Here is a 24,580-nt window from a genome sequence, read left to right on the forward strand (position 1 = left end):
GATTGCCTGCGCGCGCGCCCTTTATCCGTCATCCGTCCGGTTATGCCATCAGTGCCGATCGCCCGGGTTGATTTCATTAGCAAACCAATCGGACAGATAACGATATTCGTCCAGCGAGAGTATGACATCCAGAAAAGCCTGCTCGACAATAAAGCGATCCTCCTCGCCGGTTAAGTGATATTCGGCGATAATGGCATCCAGTATATGTAAGGACTGCGGACTAAGGGATTGTATATGACGGGGGATATCCGCGTTGGGCGGGGCATAGCCATATAATTGCTGCAAAATATCCAGATAGATTAACGGCATTTGACCAGCATTTGGGGCTGATGCCGGGATAGGGCCCGTCGCCGTGGTGTTATTTGGCGCCGCCGCACGATCGCGCTTGTTGCGCTGGACTAAAATTCTTTTATGCATATTCAGTACGAAGCTTATCAAATCATGCAACCGGCGATGTATCCTCTGGCTTTGGCTGAAGCTTCCATCCTCGGAACCATGAGAGGAATCGACGCTGCCGCGGGCCGGGCTCATATGCTGCTTACCCGGTCGAAACCAGGTAAACCATTCCGGCCTGCGCTGGCGGATATCGTCGCTGATTTTATACGGGTAAGCCTTAATAGGCAGACCTAGCTCATTGGCAAGGATTTGCCCCGTCGAAAAGCGGTGGCCATAGCCGCTGTAGCAGGAAAAAAGTTCAATGCTTTCCAAATCCTGAAACCTGAATTTGGCATTATCCAGATACGAAAGCCCGCGGACAATGTCTGAAAACTCAATGGCATCCATGTTATTCACATTAAAGGGCGCGCCATGCAGTTTTATCCTTAAGCGCGTCTTGGCATCACTGATCAGGTCGATATGACAATCTTTTCCCAACAGGATTTTTTCGCGCGAAACCTGCTGCTCTCTGTAGCCTCTTTGCTGGCCGTCACTCAGATAAATAGGCACTTTTTCACGAGGAAGTTCATCCATTAATGTGGGGATCTCAATCTTCGAGCCAAAGGCCTTGCCCGCCATGACGAAGAGGTTTTTGCCGTTGTGGCGCAGCGTCAGCAGCCCTTGCCCGAACGTGCCCATTTGTTCGGCGATAACGATGGAAACCCTTGCCGGCAGGTCGGGATCAAAAAAGTGATTTTCTATGCCGATAAATCGACCGTGGCCCTGACAAAGCAATAGATGCTCAAGTAAATTGGCCGTGCTGTAGAGCGCCAAAAGGTTGCCTTCGTTAATTTTGAGCATGTTCTCTATGGATGTTATCCTGAATTTGTCGGAAAGAATGGCGTGGCTATTAAAATTATCTATTTTTGCCTGGTTTATCATTCGGGTCAGTTTTATTGCGCTTTCATTATCCAATTTTTTGGTTTTGTATAAAACATGCAGGGGGAATTCTTCTTTAAACGTATAGGTATAAGTTGAATGGCGTAATGCCCGTGCGGCCAGACGAAAATCGGATGATTGCATATAACCGGTTGAATATTTTAGTTTGCCAGGAGCATTATTGCTTCTGATAATCAAAGGAAAATACCATGTTGGTTCTTTAAGCAAGAAACCGTTTTTAAGAATACTGGACGGCGACGTAGCCTCCCGGTATGTCAGATAATTAACATCCTCTAATGAGTCGATATCTTTATATTTAATGAGTTCGAATTCTAATGGCGATTTATTATACATGCTCAACCATTCATTTTCGGTGAAAACATCCATGGTATCCAGTAAAATGAATGAACCACGCATTTCTTTAAGATCAATAATAAATTTATAATTTTCAATATCAAGTGTTAATGCAAAATAGGTTTCAGGTACTGTTGAATGCTTGTTTTTCCAGCCGCAAATAGCACGGAAACGCATAATCCCTTCTTGTTTTTCACTCAAGGCCCGTATAGCGGAAACCAGAAATTCTTCATCCTGGCTATAACCGTTAAACTTTAAAGAATCAATAATCTCCTGCCGAAAGAAAAAGCTGCGATGAAATCTGCCAATAAAATTTTCATGCTGTATGTTTTGATTAATGATATCACGCACATAATCATTTTTATAAAGATAAAATCGTATCACGCGCTTATAGAAATCTATGGTGCTGTTATCGATATCCGGTTTTTTTGACAAGGTGGGCGCAGCTTCACATTGTATTATCTCAATATGATTGCGGTTTTTTTTTGCTACTTCATAAAAATCGTAGGAGGCAATGAAATGACTGGAACGACTACCGACACTGGCTATCCAATTGCCGGTGCTGCTGCGTACTACCGGCACAGCAAAATCTTTTTCATTAGTCATTTTTTTATTGATAATCCTCCATCCTCCATAATGTTTATCCCAGAAAACCTTGAAATAGTCATTATCATTTACAACATAATATAATTTGTTTTGCGTGATTTTATCAACCAAAACACCCGTTGATTTTATTTCCAGTAGACGGGCATCAATATCTGTTTTCCATGCCTGCCGCAAATTTTTCTTGCGCCGTGATTCTGCTCTGATAGCTTCGTTGACGATTGAAACAATTTCGGTGATTTTATTTTTAATGTTCAAGGTAAGAAAAAACAGTAAGCTGCCGTAAGGCTGTAGCGGAAAAAGGAAAGAAGCAAATTCCTTAACCGACGCCGCGGCGAGTTTTTTTCCCACTTCAGGTGCGGATAGCACTAATTCATTAAGAATAAATCGTTGTAGCATCTCTCGCGGTGTATTGTTTTTTATGGCTTTGTATAATGCATGTTTTAATGTGTTTTCAGGGATTTTTTTAAATTGCCCCCCCATAAATACAATCGTGGTGATGAGATCAAATAGATCGAACATGATTTCATTGAATTTTATTTCATGCTCTTTATCATACCAGTGTTTGCAAAGCGTATCGAAAAAAGGAATAAACGAGGCTATATATTCAGGCCAACTATGGTTACGCAGCGTTTCTTTCAATCGATCGGCAATGGTAAGCAGTGTCGCATGAGACAAATAATCAATATTGGTAATCAGCGGCGTATCAAGACTTACCGGCGGTGACGAGTCAATCGGTTGTGAAATATAGGGTTTGATCAATGATATGATATCGCTACTATTGACTGCAACCAGCGTAAAGGGCGCCGCATGCATACCCATGGGCTCGTCTTCCGGAGGAGAAAGCACCAGGTCGATCATGGTGGTAAGATCGCCGCTGTTAGCGTCGATATCAGGAAACAGTCCCGCCAGGAAATCAGCCCCGCACCCCAGCGGCTCTGGGCGCCCCGATTGCTTATTCGCGTTATAGCCGCGCCAGTAAGCCATCATCTGTTGCACAAAAGGCTGGTTATCAAATTTATCAATGTCATGGATAAAGACATAACCGCTAAGGGTTGATAAAAGAAAAAGCTTGCCGCTTTGTAATCGCAAAAGTGAGAGGTAGCCAATATTTTTATGGGGGAAATAAACATAATTAAACGGGGATAGGCTGTTAGAAACATAGTTTCGCGAGAAAACTTCAAAGCAAAATATTTCTTTTGGCGGGTATATGGCGTCGACATAATCGATTGCGGACAAGTTAATCGCCGCCAGGCTGCTTTTACGGGCTTCATGACCGGCGTAAAAATGCTTATAATCATAAAATTGTTTATAATAATCTTCTAAAGAATCTTTTTTATCTGAAGGTGACAATTGATAAATGCTTAAATGGCCCACTTGTTCGCGCGTTTTATACTCAATGAAAAAATGCTGTTGTTCGCTGACAAAACTTCTTAGAATATACAATGCTTGTAATGAAGACAATAGGTCTTCATCAAAATTGTTTTTTGTGCTTAGATACCAAAATACGGAGGCTTTCATCATAAGTTCAACATCACCTTCCAAAACCCGTCGCTGATATGACAAAAGCATCTGATAATCTGTATGGTGGCCTTGCGTTTTTTTAGTTTCGGTTCTCATCGCCTCAATTTTTGCCGCAGCAATATATTGTTCAGCATTATCCGCTACAAGTGTTATATTTTTGCCCCTAAAATAATCAATGATGTTAATAAATATTCTTTGCAAATTCTTGAAGTAAGCAAGTAATATAAGCGTTGACTTATATGCATGTGAGTTTATTTTTAAGTCGTTATACCATTTCTGCTCTGTGTGGAATTTTTCTTGCTCTTGGTAATTTGCAATCAGTATTTCCGATAAAATAGCATATGCCTGGTCCCAGGGTGCAATGTTTTTTTCTTGCCAGGATGCCTCATCTTCAGGTTGAACTTCGTTCAGCCGAGATAACTCTACCATTTTAAGTATAAAATTTAGATGGGTATGATTATTATGTCTAAAATGGATGTAATTTTCCGCCTCATTTATAAAGAGTCTTTCCATATCCGCAATATCAATTATAGTTTCATCAGCGACGAAAGGGTATCCAAGATTGGTCATTTCTCCTGGCAATAAAAAGTTATTAGTATGAACGCTTATTTCATTAAAACGGGTATACTCAAATATATAATAAAACCTTAATTTCAGCAGGCTCTCGGTTAAGGCTTTTTTATTGTTATCAATCAGAGCGGTGTAAATGTCCTGATTGGTCGTGTAAGTGACCCGTTCCAAAGTGGTATGGTCGGATTGGAAAAGCTGTGCGGTATATTCATCATGAGCTATTTTCATGACTTTGAGCGTGTTGTATATTTCGACATGAAAGGCATGATCATAAAATGAAGTATTTTTAATTTTTAATATCTGTTCATTTACGACTGAGGCGAAATCCCTGTTTTTCAGCAAAGCTACAGTATGACTAATGATATCGATATTGATATCTTCATAAGCCTCGACAAGCTTTCCTTCTATATCCGGAATATAGTCGTGCAGAGTTTTATATTCAGCCATATGCTGTTTGATCAGGCGATGACCGTCGGTGTCTGTTGCGCTTAAACCCAGCAACGACGTCAAGAGTTTTTCGGTTAACGTTTTAAGGATCAGTACGTGCAGTACATACGCTTTATCTTTAAAATAAAGCCCATAATAAAATATATCTTCAGCCTTGGCGGCGATAAGCTTGTCTAACTCTATTAACGTCTCGCGATTGCCGTTGGCAAGGTTAACGCCCGTCGCCTGCAATTCCCGCCCCAGCTCATGTAACACCGCCCGGCCGGCGGGATTGGCGGGTGTAAGGTTGAATTCCTGGTCATCAATGAAAAAGCGGCCAATCTCAGGCGAGCCATCAGCGCGCGCACCGAGCGGATGGGGCATCACGGCGTCTGTTGGAAGCGCCGGAGCCGGCTTGACTTCTAATGGGCGTGGGCTATCGCCCGCGGGGGCCGGATGCGCTGATATCTCGGCAGCGGCTGAATAAAGGGTTTGGCGCCCTGCGGGCTCATGGAGCTGCAGGCCGCTCGTCTGGGGGAATATCAGCGGATCCCGCGCGTTGGCGAACCAGTTTAAAGCCGTATCCAGCCAAGCCGGGCGCGCCAGGATATACCCCGTGTTATATCCCTGAGCCAGGTGCGCCAGCAATTGGCCCAGCGCCGAGGTGACAGTGAGGGGCGCCTGCAGCAGATCTTCAATATAATAATTATTTTCGTGGACCACAACCAACCGGCTGTCCAAATATCCCGCTAGAATAGCCCGGCCGCTCGGCAAAGTAATATGCCTGACGGGGAGATTAATTGTTGTATCCATTAGCGTGATATTAATATAACGAACGCCGCCGGCCGTGAGTAAGCAGTCTTTGTTGCGAATCAATTCATTTGCACATTGATATAAATAATTAATTCTATCATCTGAGCCCGGCGTGGACCGCTGTTTGTCGCCGGCAATACCCGTCTGGTTTCCTTGATGGTGAATATCTGGCTCTTTTGGGTGATTAATATTTCTAGCTTTAATGATGACTTTTGAAAATGAATGCAAACTATTTATTGGTTTCAAATAAAAAGATGACGCCGATGGGGCATTGGATGTGCCGTAATTGATTAAATTAACCATATATTTCCTTAAGTTGTGCTGATGCTCACGAGGTTGAGGGCGAAATGAGTACGGGCCAGATAACGTCAATGATAAATGGTGTACGACCTATTTCCGGTTGGTATTATTGGTTATGCAAGGAGTTAGTGACCTACCATAATATAAACGAGTAGCTTAATTAAGCTTTAATAAGATTTTGTTTAATTGATTGAGAGGTTAAGTCGGGGAGACGCGGTGATAATCCGCCATAAAAAAGCCGCAGGGAAGGGCAACCTTTGATGCCGGCCCATAAAGGCTGGCTTAACTTGCTTTTTGCCGTCGGCTGCGCAAATCAACCGCACCGGCCAGCCGCTCAGGTGGCTGTTCACTGTCAGCCCAGGTAGCCACCGCGTATGATGATATGGCCGCTACGGTTACCCGTCGTTTGGTAAATAGTCTTTCGCCTATGCTTATCCATGCATCGGACAGCTATGACGACATATGCAATGTCAACTGGCATAAAGCCGATAGGCGGGCGCGGCGTATTTAGCCTGTTGATTTGACGTCGTCGCCAGAAAAAAAATGCCGCCAGTCTTTCGACACTTGAACGTCTTAGCGCCGTGGCACAGACACCGGTATTACAGGGTTCTCCTTTCTCATGGCAGCCCCCCGCTGCGTAGGGCGCGGGTTTCAGGCGTTTGAGACGCTGCATTTATTGGGTAGCGGCACGACATGGGCGTGACCTCTTAAAATCGCCACCTTATCCTGCGCCACTCTCTGGCCCAGAAAATAATCAGCTGGGCCGAACAAAACAACGCCACATTTGGCCGGGCCACACCAGACTCCGCGCCGTCCGTTTGACGACGGACCGGCGTTTAACGACTTTCCCGCGCCGCCGCCTGACTGAGACCGGCAATGAGTGATTCTGTGCTTGAGCTAAGACAGTGTGCTCGTGCGCTTAGTCTTGAAGAGAGGTAGTATCAAATTGATTGGATAAATATTTATACTCATCAATTGATAGGATAATATCCATAAAGGCTTGTTCGATAATGAAAACCTCGTTGCCGGCGACAATAGTATAATCCGCGATAATTTCTTTAAGCAATTTAAGAGAATCGGGACGCAATGTTATATCCCCTACAATAAGAGGGTGGTGAGGGTTAGGTGGGTAGAATAACTGCAATATGTCGATGTAAATAAAAGGAACGTGTTGGGACACACCATGAAAGGGACTGTCTGTAATGTTTTGCCCGCGTTGTATGAATTCCAATCGGCGAATAACGTCGCGCATGGCATACAAAATTTCGTGCATGGCGCGCTGCATATTTTGCACTTTGATATATTCCTGGTGGTGAGTCCAATGCGGCAGTTCGCTGGGGGTGCCCATCGTGCTCATACTAACTTCTTCGGGATAATAGTCATAAAACCATTCAGGCCTTCTTAACCTTACAGTATCACTGATATAAGGTGGCACAGTATAAACCCTAATCCCCAGTTCATTAGCCAGGGCCTGCGCGGTAGAATAGCGGCTTCCATAGCCACTGAAGCAGGATGTCAACTCGATGCTGGTAATACTACGCAAATCAAATTTCTCACCATCTAAATATTTCAGTCCTTTAAGGATGTCGGAAAACTCGACAACGTCCATATGATTAACCATAAAAGGTGTGCCACGCAATTTTATAGATAAACGCGGCGTAGCTCCGTTAATGCGGGATATATGGCAATCTTTACCCAACAGTACCTGTTCCCGGGGAATATGTTGTTCCCGATATTTTTTTATGCGACCATCGATAAAATATTCAGGGATTTTCTCTCTGGGAACATCGTCCAGCATTACCGGGGCATCGTCTTTCGCGCCGAACGCATCACCGGCGAATACTGTAAAGGTTTGTTCCACATGATGAGGTTTTAACAGACCATGGATGAAGGTACCCATCTGCTCGGCGATAATTAACGTGGCTCTTGCCTGGGGTGCAAAACCAAAAAAATCATTGCCCAAGCCTATGAAACGTCCATTACCCATACATAGCAATAAATGCTCAAGCTGATCGAGATAATTAAAAACAGCAATCAGTTTGCCTTTATTGATTTTTAATAAGGCGGAGGTAGAGGGTATTATTTGCTGATTACTTAAAATGGCTAGACTCATCACCCTGTTGGATTTGGCCTGGGTGATTAGATTTAATAATCTTGCGGCGCCCGCATTATCAATTATTGCAGATTTTAGTAACACATATAAAATAAATTCTTCATTAAAATTATAACTTTCGAAATGATTTCGCAATACTCTTGCTACTAAATGAATTTCAGGATTAACAATAGTTTCTTGAAAAACATTGAGGTTCTTTAAACTGGTATTTGTTTTTATAGTTAATGATCTATACCAAGAGGGCTCTTTTAGTAAAAACCCATTTTTTATATAAGTGTGCGGTGCTGTCGCCTCACGATAATTAAAATATTTGGCATCACCAATAAATTCAAAATCTTTAAATTTTATCAGTTCAAAGGGAGACGGTGAGTTATTCATCATCATGACCCATTCGTTTTCTGTGAAAACATCTCTTGTGTCATTGAAGCCAAAAATAGAACGGATTTCATTTAAATCAAGGATGTATTTCATCTCTCCTATCTTAATGGCCAAGGCGAAATATGTTTCTGCCATCATGTCGTTCTTGCTGCGCCAGCCGCATACTGCTCGGAATTGCACTTTGCTATCATCAATGCCACTTAACGTTTTTATCACAAGTTCGCTTGATTTTATATCATAAGTAAATCCATTAAATTCTTGTAAAGCCAGTATTTCTTGCTTGATGGAAAAAAAATGAAAAGAGTGATCCAGAAAAACATTAATGTCTATCTCGGCGCCAATTATCCTTTGTGAGTAATAATGCCTTTGTAGATAAAAATGTAATATTTTTTTATGGAAATCAATTAAATAATTATCTGAAATGTTTTGATAACTACTTGTTTTTATAGGCTCCATGAAGATTATTTTATTATCAAATTTCTTGTGATTCATTGGACTTATGCTGAAGGATGAAAATTTCAAGTCCACTAATTGCCCCGCGCTCGCAACCCAGTTGCCAGAATGGGTGCGGGCAACGGGAATAGCAAAGTTTTTATAATTGGGGCCATGTGAATTGATGATTCTCCATTCACCGTTATATTTATCCCAAAATACCGGGAAGTAGTCATTATTATTGATGACGTAAAATAATTCAGCCGATGTTGAATTTGTTGTGGCAACTCCTGTGTTTAATGTTTCTAATATATTATCACTTACATTTGCTCTCCAAGGTTGGCGGAGTTTTTTTTTAAATGCACTATCGGATTTTAAGGCGCGATTAGCGATCGCTATTGAATCTAGAATGTTAACTTGTATATTATCTACAAAGACCGATAAAGCCTTACCTGAAGGATGGATAACGTTAAAGTAAGAAAAGAATTCATTTAGAGCGGTTTTGGTAAACTTTATCCCTATTTCCGGGGATGCGTTGATTAACTCGTTGATGACAAATTTTTTAAAAAGATCATGCCGTATTTTCTGCTCGATGGCCTTATGTAAGGCATGTTTTAATGTGTTTTCAGATATTTTTTTAAACTGGCCGGTAAAAGAAGCTAATGTCAACATTAGATCATAAATATCAAAAATAACGTCTTCAAATTTTATTTCATGCTCTTCATCATGCCAGTGACGGCAAAGCGTGGTGAAAAATGGGATAAAAGCGGCAATGTATTCCAACCAAGTGGCTTCATATAACTTTTCTTTCAACTCATCAGCAATGGATATCAATGTTGCCTGATTCATATAGTCAAAATTTGTTAGTAAAGAGTGGTTGATGCTTAAGGGTTGGAATGTATTCTGTTGCTGAGGTGTATAAGGTGTGATGATTAAATTTATATCATTATCTTTTACGGCAACCAACCCATATGCCGGCGCGGCGATGTCGATTGATTCCTCCTCGGGAGGACGCAGCAGTATTTCAACCATGGACGTTAGTCTATTACTATTGGCGTCGATTTTGGGGAATAGCGACGCTAGTGTCGTTTCATTAATAGGAAACTGAGGCCGATTGCGTAACGAAAAAATACTATCGCAATTAGCCCAATATGATTTCATTTGAAGGATAATGTCGGTTTTTTCCGGTGTGTCGATATCGGCGATGAATGGGAAACCATTCAATGTGGATAATAATACCTGCCGGTTGCTATGTAATGTTGCAATGGATAGATAGCCAAGATTTTCCGCAGGGAGATATACCGTTGTAAAGGGGGATAAATGGTTAGTAACGTAATTGCGGGAAAATATCTTGAAGCAGATAATGTCTTTTGGTGGATAAATAACATCTAAATAATTCAAAGTTGAGTTATTTAAGGCAATCATGGTGAGTTTTTGTGCTTCAGAAAAAGAATCATGAATTTTGTAGTATCTGAATTGATTATAATATCCATCAGCCGAATCTATCTGTGATGAAGGTTTGAGCTGGAAAACACTGGTGAAAGGTTGTTGCTGCCGAATGTGATGCTCATGTGAGATTTTCTGTTGAGCCGAGATAAAGTGTTTGAGTATATAGAGTACATTGATAGCGCTTAAAAAACCATCATCGATATTATTTTGTTGTGACATATACCAGGCAACCGCGGCCTTGGTTAGAACTTCTAAGTGACCGTTTGATTCGAGATTATTATATTCCAGTATTAAGCTATAATCATCTTTTTCTTGCGTTTCCTTTAGGGATATATTTCGTGCCGCTTCAATTTTTGCAGCTGCGATACGTTGTTCTTGAGTTGTTGCAACTATATGTCTTTTATTGCTTCGAAAATTAACCACTTCATTAATAAATAACTTTTGCAAATTAATTAAATATGTCATCATAATGAATAGCGTTTTGTCATTGTGAAGCCTGCTGACGAAGTCATTATACCAAAAAATATTCTCAAGGAATTTTTCTTTTTCAAATTGGTTAGCTTCGATAATATTTGATAATATTTCCTGTGCACGATAAAAATAGCTTATGTTATTTTCCATCCAATTGCCTTTATCGTTTGTGTTTATTTCATCTAGGCGGGAAATTTCGATTAAATCCAAAGCTTGATCGAAATGCAGGTGCGACGTTTTGTGTTGATAAATGAAACTTATTAATTCCTCGGCAAATAATTTATTCATCCCCTCTTTGTCGAATTCAATTTCATCTTCAACAAAAATATGCCACAGGTTTGATATTTCTCCCGGTACGATAAAATTTGATGTAAATATACTGATGCCATTGGAGCGTGTATATTCGAAGATATAAAGGAATTTTAGCTTTATTAAACTGTTTGTCAAATGTTCAGAGTTGCCGCTAATCAACGCACTGTAAATATCTTGGGAATTAATGTACAAAGCTTTTTCCAATGAAGGGAAATCGTCCAGGGTCATTTGGTGTCGGTATTCATCAAGGGCCTGAGTGAATAATATGAAATAATGCAGTAATCTTTTGTAATAAACACGCATCTCAAATGTAGATTGCTTAATATTATCGATTATTTCCTTTTTGGCTGTGGGGAAGTCTTTATTTCTTATGTGCGACACCAACTCTTTGATGATTTTAGTATCAACACGCCGAGTGGCATCCAGCACTCTTTGTTCTAAATCAGTAATGTAATCGCCAATTCTTATTTGATCTTCAGAATATTTGGCGATGTCATCGGCAGTGGGTGAGCCTTTTAACGCCAATATGTTCATGGTGGAAATAATGTTTTCGGAAATCATCTTGAAAATAATAATATTAAGCGAGTTGTTTTTTTCTTTAAGATATAAACCCTGATGAAACATAATCGCCATTTCGCGGCCGATATACGCGTCAAATTCAAGTAGCATGGTCAGGGGATTGTCCACCTGCGCTGCGTTTTGCTGAAAAAAATAATGTATAAGGCTTTGCAGCTGAGCCTCGGCTTCCAGATTCGCGGGTGCAATTTTGAACTCATGGCTATCGATAATAAATATTAACTGACTGGGAATAACGGCGGTCTTCACTGCCTTATCGGTCCCAGATGAAGAAGACAAGGCCTGCTTGACCGGCGGTGATAAGGTGGTGGTCTCAATGTCTTTTTCCTCGCGTGAAATCGTGTCTGCCGGGCCTAACTGCGCCGAAAAATCAGCCTGCGCGGCGTAAATAACATTACCGGAAGTGAAATTGGTAGGGACTAACGGCTTGCCGTCGGCCTGTGGGAAAATTAACGGGTCGCCCATGCTGCCAAGCCAGTTAAACGCTTTATGCATCCAGCCGGGCCGGTCCTTTGCGTTCGACCAACCGCTTGCGTAGGTAAGGTGAGCAAGCAAATTGGCAAAAGTTGCTTTCCAGGTTAATGGTGTGTGCCAGGAGTGTTCGATATGATAATTGCTGCCGTCCGATACAATTAATCTTTCCTCAACATACCCAGCATAAATTGACCTGCCGCTGGGCAATGAGATGTTTTTTGCGGGTATGGATTTTTTGTTCCCCATTAATTCAATTGCGATATATTTTGTATTGCCGGGGCGCAATAAACAATCCAGGTTATTTCGGAGTTCATTGACGCAACAAAATAAATAGTCGATATTTTTCTCATGGTTCTTTTCTACTTGTGCATCACCATATCGGGCAGTGCTGTGTCCATTTATTTCAGTTTTATTGATTTTATCTTCTAAGTAAATATTTTTGACATTCATAACCGCTTCGGTATAAGGATGTCTTGAACTATGTGTCATCAATTTTTGATCGATGCACCGCATATTGCCATGAGAGTTAATATCTATTGCATTTGTCATGTTAGGCATGAATTCTTCCTTATTCATTATGATTGACAATGATTAATGGGGTTATTATGCGGGCAAGATTATGGTCGTGATCGGTGAATGATATATCGTGCGGGTGCAATGATGTTAATATTTGCCAGCATGGGTTTATCATATCACTGCGCGGGTGAATCAAAACTTAATACTTTGTGGCGGTTTAACAAAAAATGAGATTTTATTGCCGTCGTTTTTTGTGGGGATTATTATCTAAAAAGCCGCCTTCAGGCGGCCTTGGCGCGTTAACTAAGCTCGGCGCTATTTTGACGGGGTCCATGCGCTCAAAAGCGGGTATCCACCGCGTTGGCCAGCATGGCCAGCAGTCTTTCGGTATCTTCCCAGCCCAGGCAGCCGTCGGTAATGGATTGGCCATAGGTCAACGCCTGGCCGGGTAGCAGGGCCTGGCTGCCTTCCACCAGGAAACTTTCGGCCATCACGCCCGCCACCCGCCGTGAGCCGCCGCGTATCTGCGCGCATACCGATTCGGCCACGTCCAGCTGGCGGCGATACTGCTTCTGGCTGTTGCCATGGCTGAAATCCACCAGCAAATGCGGCGGTAGCCCGAACTCCTGCAAATGGGCGCAGGCCTGCTGCACATCCGCGGCGTGGTAATTAGGCGTGCGCCCGCCGCGCATGATGATATGGCCGTAGGGATTGCCGGACGTTTGGTAAATGGTCATTTGGCCCTGCTTATCCGGCGACAGGAACATATGGGAAGCGCGGGCGGCGCGAATGGCGTCAACGGCGATTTGTGTGTTGCCGTCGGTACCGTTTTTAAACCCGACCGGGCATGACAGCGCCGACGCCATTTCCCGGTGGATCTGGCTTTCAGTGGTGCGGGCGCCGATGGCGCCCCAGCTGATTAAATCGGCAATATACTGGCCGATCACCATATCAAGAAATTCCGTGGCGGTGGGCATCCCCATTTCATTCAGCGCCAGCAGCAGGCGGCGCGCGGCTGCCAGCCCGTCATTGACACGATAGCTGCCGTCCAGGCCAGGATCGGAAATCATGCCTTTCCATCCGACCACTGTGCGCGGTTTTTCAAAATAGGCGCGCATAACGATCTCCAGGCGATCCTGGTAGCGAACGCGCAGGGTATTCAACTGGCGCGCATAATCGATGGCGGCGTCGGTATCATGGATGGAGCAGGGGCCCACCACCACCAGCAGGCGCGGATCGTTGCCGTGAAGGATATTTTCAATGCGCCGGCGTGCGCCGTTGACATGATCCGTTATCTGCGGGGTGAGAGGCAAAAGTTCGGCAAGCTTCGCCGGCTCAATAAGACGACCAATGCGCCTGGTGCGCAATTCATCTGTGTTAAACATGGACAATCTCTAAAATGGCTTCTTCGCAACGGTGGAAATACCGGGAAGTGATGCCGATCACAATAAACCAAAAGCAGATGAATTCAAAAAAAATAATGCAATTTGCATTAGTACATGCGCCGGTTCAAGCCCAGTAAATCCATTATTTTGGTCGCCATTTCCTCTACTGAATGATTGGTGGAGTTGAGAAAAGGGATCTGATGGTTGCGAAACAGCGACTGGACTTCGTTAACTTCCAGCCGGCACTGGCGCAGCGAGGCGTACTGGCTGTTGTTCATGCGTTCATCGCGAATGGCCGCCAGACGCTCCGGATCGATGGTCAGGCCGAACAGTTTATCATGGTAGGGTTTCAGCGCCGCCGGCAGGCGCAGGTTATCCATGTCGTCGGCGATAAAGGGATAATTGGCGGCGCGGATACCGTACTGCATGGCGAGGTAAATGCTGGTGGGGGTTTTGCCGCAGCGCGACACGCCCAGCAGGATAATCTGCGCCTGATCCAGGTTGCGCAGCGAGATGCCGTCATCATGGGCCAAGGTGTAATCGATGGCGGCGATGCGGGCATCGTATTTGGTCAGGTTGGTGGCGGTCAGCCCATGGGTGCGATGCGCCACCGGATCCGGTGCCAATCCCAGTTCCTGCTGTAGCGGCGCCACCAGCGCCTGGACCACGTCCTGGCAAAATCCGGCGCTGTTTTCCACAATGGTGCGGATAACCGGCGATACGATGGAATAAAACACCAGGGGACGCACGCCGCTCTGTTTATAGAGCGCATTGATCTGCTCGCTCACCGCCATGGCCCGGGTCTCGGTTTCCACAAACGGCAGGGTATAGCTGGTGGTGGAGACGGGAAATTGGGACAGCACCGCGTGGCCGACCACTTCAGCGGTAATGGCCGTGCCGTCGGAAATAAAGAATACGCTGCGTTCCATGATGTTCTCCTGATGTTGTACGCATGTTGCTTTAAGGGTGTTTTTATCGATAAATCCATTGCGGCAAACTCTGATTTTTGGCGCTGGCACGATTCATCCTAGGCAGATGCAATAAAGTTTATGCTACGCTCTGTCAAATAATCGTTAACACCCGGCATTATCACTAGCAATACCCTATTTCATTATAAGTTATAAAAGGATGATCAGATGTCTCAGACTGACAATGATTCAGATAGCGTATTATGGTACAACCAGCTCGGAATGCATGACGTAGACCGCGTTGGTGGTAAGAATGCTTCTCTGGGGGAAATGATTACCCATTTATCCGCCCTGGGGGTTTCCGTGCCGAACGGTTTCGCCACCACGGCCAAAGCGTTTAATGATTTTCTCAATCAGAGCGGCATCAACCAGCGTATCTATGATCTGTTGGATCATACTGATATCGACGATATCGGCGCATTGTCCCAGGCCGGGAAGCAGATTCGGCAATGGATTATCGATACCCCTTTCCAGCCGGAACTCGCAAACGCCATCAGCGCCGCGTACGGGCAGCTGTCGGCGGATGACGACGAGGCGTCGTTTGCGGTGCGTTCCTCCGCCACCGCCGAGGATATGCCCGACGCCTCGTTCGCCGGCCAGCAGGAAACCTTTCTCAATGTCCAGGGCATTGATGCCGTCATGACGGCCATCAAGCACGTCTACGCCTCGCTGTTCAACGATCGCGCCATTTCCTACCGGGTACACCAGGGCTACGACCACCGCGGCGTGGCGCTTTCTGCCGGGGTACAGCGCATGGTCCGCTCCGATCTGGCGGCGGCCGGCGTGATGTTTACCATCGATACCGAATCCGGTTTTGACCAGGTGGTGTTTATTACCGCCGCCTACGGCCTGGGTGAAATGGTGGTGCAGGGCGCGGTCAATCCCGATGAATTCTATGTGCATAAACCCACGCTGGCGGCGGGCAAACCGGCGATTGTCCGGCGCAATATCGGCTCGAAAAAAATCCGCATGGTGTATGCCGATAGCCAGGAACACAGTAAACAGGTGCGCATCGAGGATGTTCCCGAACGCGAGCGTCGCCGTTTCGCCCTTACCGATGAGGAAGTGCAGGATCTGGCGCGTCAGGCGCTGCAAATCGAACAGCATTACCAGCGGCCGATGGATATCGAATGGGCCAAGGACGGCCATACCGGCCAGTTGTTTATTGTCCAGGCGCGGCCTGAAACCGTACGCTCGCGCGGCCAGGTGATGGAGCGCTACCAGCTTAAATCCCGCGGCGAGGTGCTGATTGAAGGGCGGGCCATCGGTCATCGCATCGGCGCCGGTCCGGTTAAGGTGATTCATGATATCAGCGAAATGGATCGGGTCGCGGCCGGGGATGTGCTGGTCACCGACATGACCGACCCGGATTGGGAACCGATCATGAAAAAAGCCTCCGCCATCGTGACCAATCGCGGCGGGCGCACGTGCCATGCGGCGATCATCGCCCGTGAACTGGGCATCCCGGCGGTGGTGGGCTGCGGCGACGCCACCGAGCGCCTTGCCGAGGGCCTGGAGGTTACCGTCTCCTGCGCCGAGGGCGATACCGGTTACGTCTACCAGGAACGGCTGGATTTCGCCGTTAACAGTTCCGCCATCGATAAGATGCCGGCGCTGCCGCTGAAGATCATGATGAACGTCGGCAATCCCGACCGGGCATTTGATTTTGCCGGGCTGCCCAACGACGGTGTGGGCCTGGCGCGACTGGAGTTTATCATCAATCGTATGATTGGGGTCCATCCCCGCGCGCTGCTGGAGTTCGATGATCAGACGCCGAAGCTGAAACAGGAAATCAACGATTTGATCCAGGGCTATGACAGCCCCAAGGAATACTACATTGCCCGCCTTACCGAAGGCGTTTCCACGCTTGCCGCGGCATTCTGGCCGAAACGGGTGATCGTGCGCCTGTCCGACTTCAAATCCAATGAATACGCCAACCTGGTGGGGGGCGAGCGCTACGAACCCGACGAGGAAAACCCGATGCTGGGCTTTCGCGGCGCGGGCCGTTACGTTTCCGAGAATTTCAAAGCCTGTTTTGCGCTGGAGTGCGACGCCATTAAACGCGTGCGCAACGACATGGGACTGACCAACGTGGAAATCATGGTGCCGTTCGTGCGTACCGTCGCCCAGGGCAAGGCGGTGGTGGATGAGCTGGCGCGCCAGGGATTGAAACGCGGCGAGCAGGGGCTGAAAATCATCATGATGTGCGAAATTCCCTCCAACGCCCTGCTGGCGGATCAGTTCCTGCAACACTTTGACGGATTTTCCATCGGGTCGAATGATATGACGCAGTTGGCGCTGGGCCTGGACCGCGACTCAGGATTAGTCTCCGAATTGTTCGACGAGCGGGACGAGGCGGTAAAAGCCCTGCTGTCGATGGCTATCAAAGCGGCCAAGGGGCAAGGTAAATACGTCGGTATCTGCGGGCAGGGTCCCTCGGATCATGAAGATTTCGCCGCCTGGCTGATGGAGCAGGGTATCGACAGCTTGTCCCTGAATCCGGATACCGTGGTAAAGACCTGGCTAAGCCTGGCCGAACTCTGATATTCCGTTCGCTGAAAAACACCGAAAAAAAAAGCCGGGGACGCCCCCGGCTTTTTTGTTTTAGCCAAAGATTTATAGCTCACCTTTTATGGCAACAATATCCAAGGCAATGATTTATCTGCGCGGGGAAAAAGGCGAAAAAAAAGCCCATCCTATGAGACGGGCAAAGACTACACACAGCAATTCGTTTAACTCAGGGGAAACCTTGATGTAAAATCAGTGAGTTGAGTTAATTGATGTGCTAATAATATTAATTACATGAGGCGGAGTCATTAAGAATCCTCCGAATAAGTAAATTAAAAGTTAAAGAAGCTAACAATTAATGATGTTGGTATATTAATTTCCAGATGAGTTTTATCTCATCTGGAAAAATTATATTGGCGAATTAAATTTAAGCTTAGAATTCCGACAAATCACTGAGGTGTTTCTCGGGGTCGTGCATTTCACTCGGCGAAGGCGCCTCGTGCACCCAGGCAAAGATCAGCCGGTAAGATACCGCCAGCACCACCGGCCCGATAAACAGGCCAATCATCCCGAACGCCAGCAGGCCGCCGATAACGCCGCACAGCACCAGCAGGATCGGTAAATCCGCGCCCATGCGGATAAAGATCGGCCGGAGAATATTGTCGAGCGTGGCGACCACGCAGCTCCATACCAGCAGCACCGTGCCCCAGGTGGTATCGCCGCTCCAGTACAGCCAGATCATGGCTGGGATCAGGATGGGCAGCGGACCCAACTGAGCTATGCAGGTGATAAACATGATGATGGTCAGAATGGTGGCGAAGGGGATGCCGGATACCGCCAGCCCGATGCCGCCCAATACCGCTTGCACGATGGCGGTCAATACCACGCCCAGCGCCACCGCCCGGATGGCTTGCGCAGCCAGCAGGACCGAGGCGTCGCCGCGTTCGGCGCCCAGGCGGATGGCAAAATGGCGCACCGCCAGAGCCACCCGTTCACCACGGATGTACAGCAGTACGCTGAACAGCAGCATCAGGGCGCAATGGATAAGAAAACTGCCCACCTGCGCCACCTGCGACAACAGCCAGGTCGCCGACTGGCCGATGTAAGGCTGTATCTTGGCCACCAGCGGGCCGCCGCCACCGGAAATCGTCGCCTGCCAGCCGGAATAAAGCTTATGGCCGACCAGCGGCACATCGCGCAGCCAGTGCAGCGCCGGCAGGGTGAGCCGGTTTGGCTCGGTCGCCCACGCCACCAGCGGCGCGCTGTTGTCAATGACGCTGCTGATAAGCACGGACAGCGGCAGGACGAACAACAATACCAGCAACAGGGTCATGACGAGCACCGCCAGCGAACGGCGTCCCCATAATAACGCCTGGATTTTGATCAGTAGCGGCCAGGTGGCGATGACCACCATGCTGGCCCAGGCAAAACCCAGGATAAAAGGCTGCACCACCCAGAAACAGGCTAATGTCATCAGCGCGATAAAAGTTACGCTAAAGAGCATCCTTGGCAGATCAAGCAGTTGACGCGGGTAATCCATGAAAAAGTTTTCACCTCAATAAACAGCGGGTAAATAGGGTAAGGCAACGATCGGAGAAAGGGGATCCGTTGTTCAGCAATAGTCTTAATGATGCGTTATTTCCCCGTTTTTTAACAGGCCATAACAACAATTTTAACGCCCGCCAGGGCCAACCGGCGTTGCCGGCAGCGCCGGGGTATCATCGCCTGGGGCAAAAAATTTCTCCGTCCACGCGCGCGTCCAAAAAAAATATGATAAAACAATCGGGTCGGACCTTCATAAAAATCCTTATGCCGGCCCCCTTTACACTTGAAAAGCAGGCTCAGAGTTAATGATCCCACAGATCTCCCAGGCGCCGGGAATTGCCCAACCGGTTCTCGAGTTTATTGCCCAATTGCAACGCAGCGGCTTTACCGGCGACAGCGCCACGTCCTACGCCGATCGCCTGACCATGGCGACCGATAACAGTATTTACCAGTTGTTGCCCGACGCCGTGCTGTTTCCGCGTTCAACCGATGATGTGCTGTTAATCAGCCGGCTGGCGCGGGAGCCGCGTTTTGCCTCGTTGGCCTTTACCCCGCGCGGCGGCGGCACCGGCACCAATGGCCAGGCGCTTAATAGCGGCGTAGTGGTGGATATGTCGCGACATATGAACCATATCCTCGAAGTTAATCCCGAACAGGGATGGGTCAGGGTCGAGGCGGGTGTCATCAAGGATCAGCTCAATGAATATCTGCGCCCGCTGGGCTATTTTTTTGCCCCCGAGCTGTCCACCAGTAATCGCGCCACGCTTGGCGGCATGATCAATACCGACGCGTCGGGCCAGGGGTCGCTGGTGTACGGCAAAACGTCCGATCATGTCCTGGGCCTGCGCGCGGTGCTGATGGCGGGCGAAGTGCTGGATACCTGCGCCATGCCTACCGCGCAGGCGGAAAAGATAGCCGGGGAAGCGGGCGCGGCAGGGCGGATTTACCGCACGGTGCTGGATCGCTGCCGCGAGCGGCGCCAGCTGATCCTGGACTCATTTCCCAAGTTAAATCGCTTCCTGACGGGTTACGATTTGCGCCATGTCTACAGCGACGACCTGCAAACGTTTGACCTGACGCGCATCCTGACCGGTTCGGAGGGAACGCTCGCCTTCATCACCGAAGCGCGGCTGGATATTACGCCTTTGCCGAAGGTGCGCCGCTTGGTGAATGTAAAATATGATTCATTCAACTCCGCCTTGCGCAACGCGCCGTTTATGCTGCAGGCCCATGCGTTGTCGGTGGAAACGGTGGACTCGACGGTACTGAACCTGGCCCGCGAGGATATTGTCTGGCATTCAGTCCGCGAGCTGATCCGGGATGTGCCAGCGCGGGAGATGCTGGGACTGAATATCGTTGAGTTCGCCGGTGACGACGCGTCCCTTGTCGCCGCCAGGGTGGCGGCGTTATGCCAGGGCCTTGATCGGCTGATGGCTGAAGGCGGCGGCGGTGTCATCGGCTACCAGATCTGCGATCGGCTGGCCGACATCGAACGCATCTACGCCATGCGCAAAAAGGCGGTGGGCCTGCTGGGCAATAGCAAGGGCGCGGCCAAACCCATACCTTTCGCCGAGGATACCTGCGTTCCGCCCGAGCATCTGGCCGATTATATCGCCGAGTTCCGCCAACTGCTGGACGAACATCACCTCAGCTACGGCATGTTCGGCCATGTGGATGCCGGCGTGTTGCACGTTCGTCCGGCGCTGGATATGTGCGATCCCGCCCAGGAAATATTAATGAAACAGTTGTCGGATCGCATAGTACAACTGACGGCAAAATATGGCGGCCTGCTGTGGGGGGAGCATGGCAAGGGGTTTCGCGCCGAGTACAGCCCGGCGTTTTTCGGCGCGACGCTCTATCATGAGCTACGGTGTATAAAATCGGCTTTCGACCCCGGCAACCGCCTCAATCCCGGCAAGATATGCGCGCCGGTGGACAGCGACGCGCCGATGAAACACATCGACGCCGTCAAACGCGGCACCTACGACCGGCAGATCCCGGTGGCGGTGCGCGGGTCATTTCGCGGCGCGCTGGAATGCAACGGCAATGGCCTGTGTTTCAATTTCGACGCGCGCAGCCCGATGTGCCCGTCCATGAAAATCACCGGCGACCGTATCCACTCGCCAAAAGGCCGCGCCACGCTGGTCAGGGAATGGCTCAGGCTGCTGGCCGTGCAGGGGGTCGACCCGCTGCTGCTGGAAAAAAACCTGCCCAGCGGTATCGCCACGCTGCGCGATTTGGCCGGCAGGGTGCGCAACAGCCGGCGGGCGAAACAGGGCGAGTATGATTTTTCCCATGAGGTCAAGGCGGCGATGGCCGGTTGCCTGGCCTGCAAAGCCTGCTCGACGCAATGCCCGATTAAAATCGATGTGCCGGGTTTCCGTTCCCGTTTTCTCCAGCTGTATCACAGCCGTTATCTCCGTCCGGCGCGCGATCACCTGGTGGCCGGCGTCGAAAGCTACGCGCCGCTGATGGCACGCGCGCCCAAGCTGTTTAACTTTTTCCTGCAGCAGCCCTGGCTGCGCGAACTGAGCCGGACGCGCATCGGCATGGTGGATTTACCCCTGCTGTCGACGCCCTCGCTGCGCACACGTCTTATGGGGCATCGCGCCGCCGGCATCACCCTGGAACAGCTGGAGGCGATGACGGCCGCGCAGCGCCGGGGCCATGTCCTGATTGTACAGGATCCCTTTACCAGCTATTACGATGCCGCCGTGGTGGCGGATTTTGTCCGTCTGGTGGAAAAATTGGGCGGTATTCCGGTATTGTTGCCGTTCTCGCCCAACGGCAAGGCCCAGCATATCAAGGGTTTTTTACAGCGCTTCGCCAAAACCGCCGCCAGAACCGCCGATTTCCTTAACCGCACCGCGCGCCTGGGGCTGCCCATGGTGGGCGTGGATCCCGCGCTGGTGCTGTGTTACCGGGATGAGTATCGCGAGATCCTCGGCGACCGGCGCGGAGACTTCCAGGTACAGCTGGTACATGAATGGCTGATGACGCTGCCGCCGCCGGTATCAGTGACAACGTCACATGATACCGCCGGGTTACCGGTACCCGCTGGCCGACCTGATGCCGGCGGCGCGCAGCCGGTTGCTCAGCCCCCGCAGGGGTGGTATTTATTCGGCCATTGCACCGAATCCACCGAGCTGCCGGTCAGCGGTCAGCAGTGGTCCGCTATTTTTGCCCGTTACGGCGCCAGTCTTGAAACCGTCGGCGTCGGATGCTGCGGCATGGCCGGCACCTATGGCCATGAAAGCGCCAACCTGGATAATTCACTGGGCATCTACGCCCTGTCCTGGCAGCAGGCCTTGCAGCGCTTGCCGCGCGCCCGCTGCCTGGCGACCGGCTATTCGTGCCGCAGCCAGGTGAAACGTATCGAGGGGGAAGGCATCCGCCACCCCCTGCAAGCCTTGCTGGAGATTATCTGATGATTTGGAAACGTCCCGCGTCCCTGGACGCGCTTAACCAGAAAAGCGCGGGCACCCTGGCCGCGCATCTGGGCATCGTCTTCACCCGTATTGGCGCGGATGAACTGGAGGCGGTGATGCCGGTGGACGAGCGCACCCGCCAGCCGTACGGCCTGCTGCACGGCGGCGCCTCGGTGGCGTTAGCCGAAACCCTGGGATCGGTGGCCGGCTATCTGTGCACGCAGGGCGAGGACATCGTGGTGGGCCTGGATATCAACGCCAACCACCTGCGCCCGGTTACCGACGGCCAGGTGCGCGCCGTGTGCCGGGCCATCCATCTGGGGAAAACGCATCAGGTATGGGAGATCCTGATATCCGATGGCCGCGGCAGGCTTAACTGTATTTCCCGCCTGACCACGGTGGTGCTCAGGGCCGGGGAAGAGTTGCCTAACCCGGTTGCCCGGGGCTAACCCGCGCTTTCAGCCTGAGCATCAATACCGCGGCCAGGGCGGCCATCGCCGCCGCGCACAGATAAATGCTCGACATGCCCAGGTGCGACATCACCAGTCCCGCCGCCGGTCCGGCCAGGCTGAGCCCAAGGTCCAGAAAGGCCGAGAAGGTGCCGAGGGCGGTGCCCTGGTTTTGCGGCGCGACCTGTTTGACCGCTTCTACGCCCAGGGCCGGGAAGACCAGCGAAAAGCCGGCGCCGGTCAGCAGGGCGCCCAGACCCGCCAGCACCGGGCCGGGGGCCGCCCATATCAACAAGAGTCCCAGCGCCTCGGCGGTAAACGACGCCAGCGCGACGTTCAGCCCGCCGTACTTATAGATGGCATTGCCGAGCACCAGGCGCACGCCGACAAAAGCGCCGCTCATCAGGGTCAGCGCGAAGGCGGCGCCGTCCCAGGCATATTCGGCGTAATAAAGCGTGATAAAACTGACGATGACGCCAAACCCCAGGGTACCCAATCCCAGTCCCACGCCATAAAGCCAGATCTTGCCGACCACGATGCCAAAGGCGATGCGTTTACCGGGAACAATCGCCACCGGGGTTTTACGCAGCGCCAGCACCCAGGCGAGCAGGGCGGCGACCAGGATAAACGCGCCGATGACGCCCAGGCCGCCGATGGCGTTTAGCCACACGCCCAGCGGCGCGCCAATGGCGATGGCGCCATAGGTGGCGACGCCGTTCCAGGATATCACCCGGGCGGTATGGCGCTGCCCGACGCTGGCAATACCCCATAAGATGGCGCCGGTACTGGCGAAACTTTCGCCCACGCCCAATATCAGGCGCCCGGCGAACAGCAGGCCGAGGCTGGCCCACGGCAGGCTCTCGGACCCACTGGCCAGCAGGCAAAACACCCCGCTCAGGCTGCAACATCCCAGTCCGAGCAGCACCCCTTTTTTTGGCCCCAGCAGGTCGGCGTAACGCCCGGCGTAAGGGCGGCTGAGCAGGGTCGCCGCATATTGGATGCTGATGGCAAAACCCGCGATCACCTGATTGTAGCCCAGGGTGTTATGGGTAAATCCGGGAATGATCGCCAGCGGTATGCCGATGGTCAGGTAGCAGATAAAGGTGAAAAAGATAATGGGAAATATCCGCCGGTTCAGCTGCGGCGAGGACAGGACCGGGGGAGAAACGGCTGGGGAGGGCATAAAGGACTATTCCGGAAAAAAACGTGAGTCTTAGCATACCGCCCGCCATGCCGGGAGGCGCGCGAAATGATGTAAAAAAATATCGCGGGTTGACCCGCCTGCGTCGGATCGACAGCGCCGGCGATATCTGGTTCTAACTGTGATATAATTGTATAATAAATGTGAATGGAACGATGCTGCCGCGTGTGACGTACCGCACGTATTGCTTGTGCCGCTGCCCTTGCGCAGGGGTATGGTAAACCCGATTATCGTTGCGCGGGGCCGGCCTTTTTAGGCGTCAAAATTGCATTATTATGAATACCTATGCGCAATTAATGCTAATTAAAATCGAGATGGTTATCATTATCAATTGGGGCGGCGCTGTTTTCAGCAAATAGAGGCGCGGCAACCGACGCCGGGGTATTAAAAAATGGGTAACAATTGCGCTAACCTGACGCGGTAATGATATTTTTGTTTAAACCTCTCGTAAAAATAGTTTTTTTCGATGAT

9 protein-coding genes and 1 other RNA gene are annotated in these 24,580 nt (G+C 49.4%); 3 read left to right on the forward strand and 7 right to left on the reverse strand.

Translation table 11 applies throughout. From position 1 onward, the window contains the following. Positions 1-48: 48 nt before the first annotated feature. The 4 genes from ACL2XM_RS08850 to ACL2XM_RS08865 form a co-directional block, all read right to left on the reverse strand. Positions 49-5,907, reverse strand: coding sequence for a hypothetical protein (locus ACL2XM_RS08850; RefSeq protein ID WP_413732754.1), 5,859 nt, complete (start codon positions 5,905-5,907; stop codon positions 49-51). 916 nt (positions 5,908-6,823) lie between these two features. Further along, positions 6,824-12,667: a hypothetical protein gene (locus ACL2XM_RS08855; RefSeq protein ID WP_413732756.1), complete on the reverse strand. Its 5,844-nt coding sequence runs from the start codon at positions 12,665-12,667 to the stop codon at positions 6,824-6,826. Between the two features lie 296 nt (positions 12,668-12,963). Continuing rightward, positions 12,964-14,010 carry a 3-deoxy-7-phosphoheptulonate synthase gene (locus tag ACL2XM_RS08860; protein ID WP_410015004.1) on the reverse strand — a complete coding sequence of 349 codons (1,047 nt, stop codon included), beginning with the start codon at positions 14,008-14,010 and terminating at the stop codon, positions 12,964-12,966. Positions 14,011-14,117: 107 nt separating this feature from the next. Further along, the gene (locus ACL2XM_RS08865; RefSeq protein ID WP_410015005.1) at positions 14,118-14,939 is read right to left on the reverse strand and encodes a pyruvate, water dikinase regulatory protein; all 822 of its coding nucleotides are present in this window, start codon (positions 14,937-14,939) and stop codon (positions 14,118-14,120) included. A 207-nt stretch (positions 14,940-15,146) separates the two neighbouring features. On the opposite strand from ACL2XM_RS08865, the gene ppsA reads away from it, so the two are divergent. Continuing rightward, complete coding sequence (gene ppsA, locus ACL2XM_RS08870) at positions 15,147-17,522, forward strand: phosphoenolpyruvate synthase (protein ID WP_410015006.1); 2,376 nt, start codon at positions 15,147-15,149, stop codon at positions 17,520-17,522. A gap of 135 nt (positions 17,523-17,657) precedes the next feature. Here ppsA and rprA read toward each other — a convergent pair. Together rprA and ydiK are read right to left on the reverse strand one after the other, a co-directional pair. Next, positions 17,658-17,762, reverse strand: an RNA gene (rprA, locus tag ACL2XM_RS08875) — antisense sRNA RprA. 157 nt (positions 17,763-17,919) lie between these two features. After that, on the reverse strand, positions 17,920-19,026 hold the full coding sequence (gene ydiK, locus ACL2XM_RS08880; RefSeq protein ID WP_410015007.1) for an AI-2E family transporter YdiK: 1,107 nt from the start codon (positions 19,024-19,026) through the stop codon (positions 17,920-17,922). 310 nt (positions 19,027-19,336) lie between these two features. On the opposite strand from ydiK, the gene ACL2XM_RS08885 reads away from it, so the two are divergent. Both ACL2XM_RS08885 and ACL2XM_RS08890 read left to right on the forward strand, forming a co-directional pair. Next, positions 19,337-22,459, forward strand: coding sequence for an FAD-binding and (Fe-S)-binding domain-containing protein (locus tag ACL2XM_RS08885; RefSeq protein ID WP_413732757.1), 3,123 nt, complete (start codon positions 19,337-19,339; stop codon positions 22,457-22,459). Next, a complete protein-coding gene (locus tag ACL2XM_RS08890; RefSeq protein ID WP_413722901.1) occupies positions 22,459-22,908 on the forward strand; it encodes a hotdog fold thioesterase in 450 nt (149 codons plus the stop codon). Before ACL2XM_RS08885 ends, ACL2XM_RS08890 begins: the two co-directional genes overlap by 1 nt. On the opposite strand, the gene ACL2XM_RS08895 is transcribed toward ACL2XM_RS08890, so the two are convergent. Further along, positions 22,886-24,091, reverse strand: a complete 1,206-nt coding sequence (locus tag ACL2XM_RS08895) for an MFS transporter (protein WP_413722900.1) — start codon at positions 24,089-24,091, stop codon at positions 22,886-22,888. The two genes, ACL2XM_RS08890 and ACL2XM_RS08895, sit on opposite strands and share 23 nt — an antisense overlap. Positions 24,092-24,580: the final 489 nt, after the last annotated feature.

The organism is Sodalis sp. RH20, assembly GCF_047324205.1.
In the GTDB taxonomy this organism is placed as follows: domain Bacteria; phylum Pseudomonadota; class Gammaproteobacteria; order Enterobacterales; family Enterobacteriaceae; genus Acerihabitans.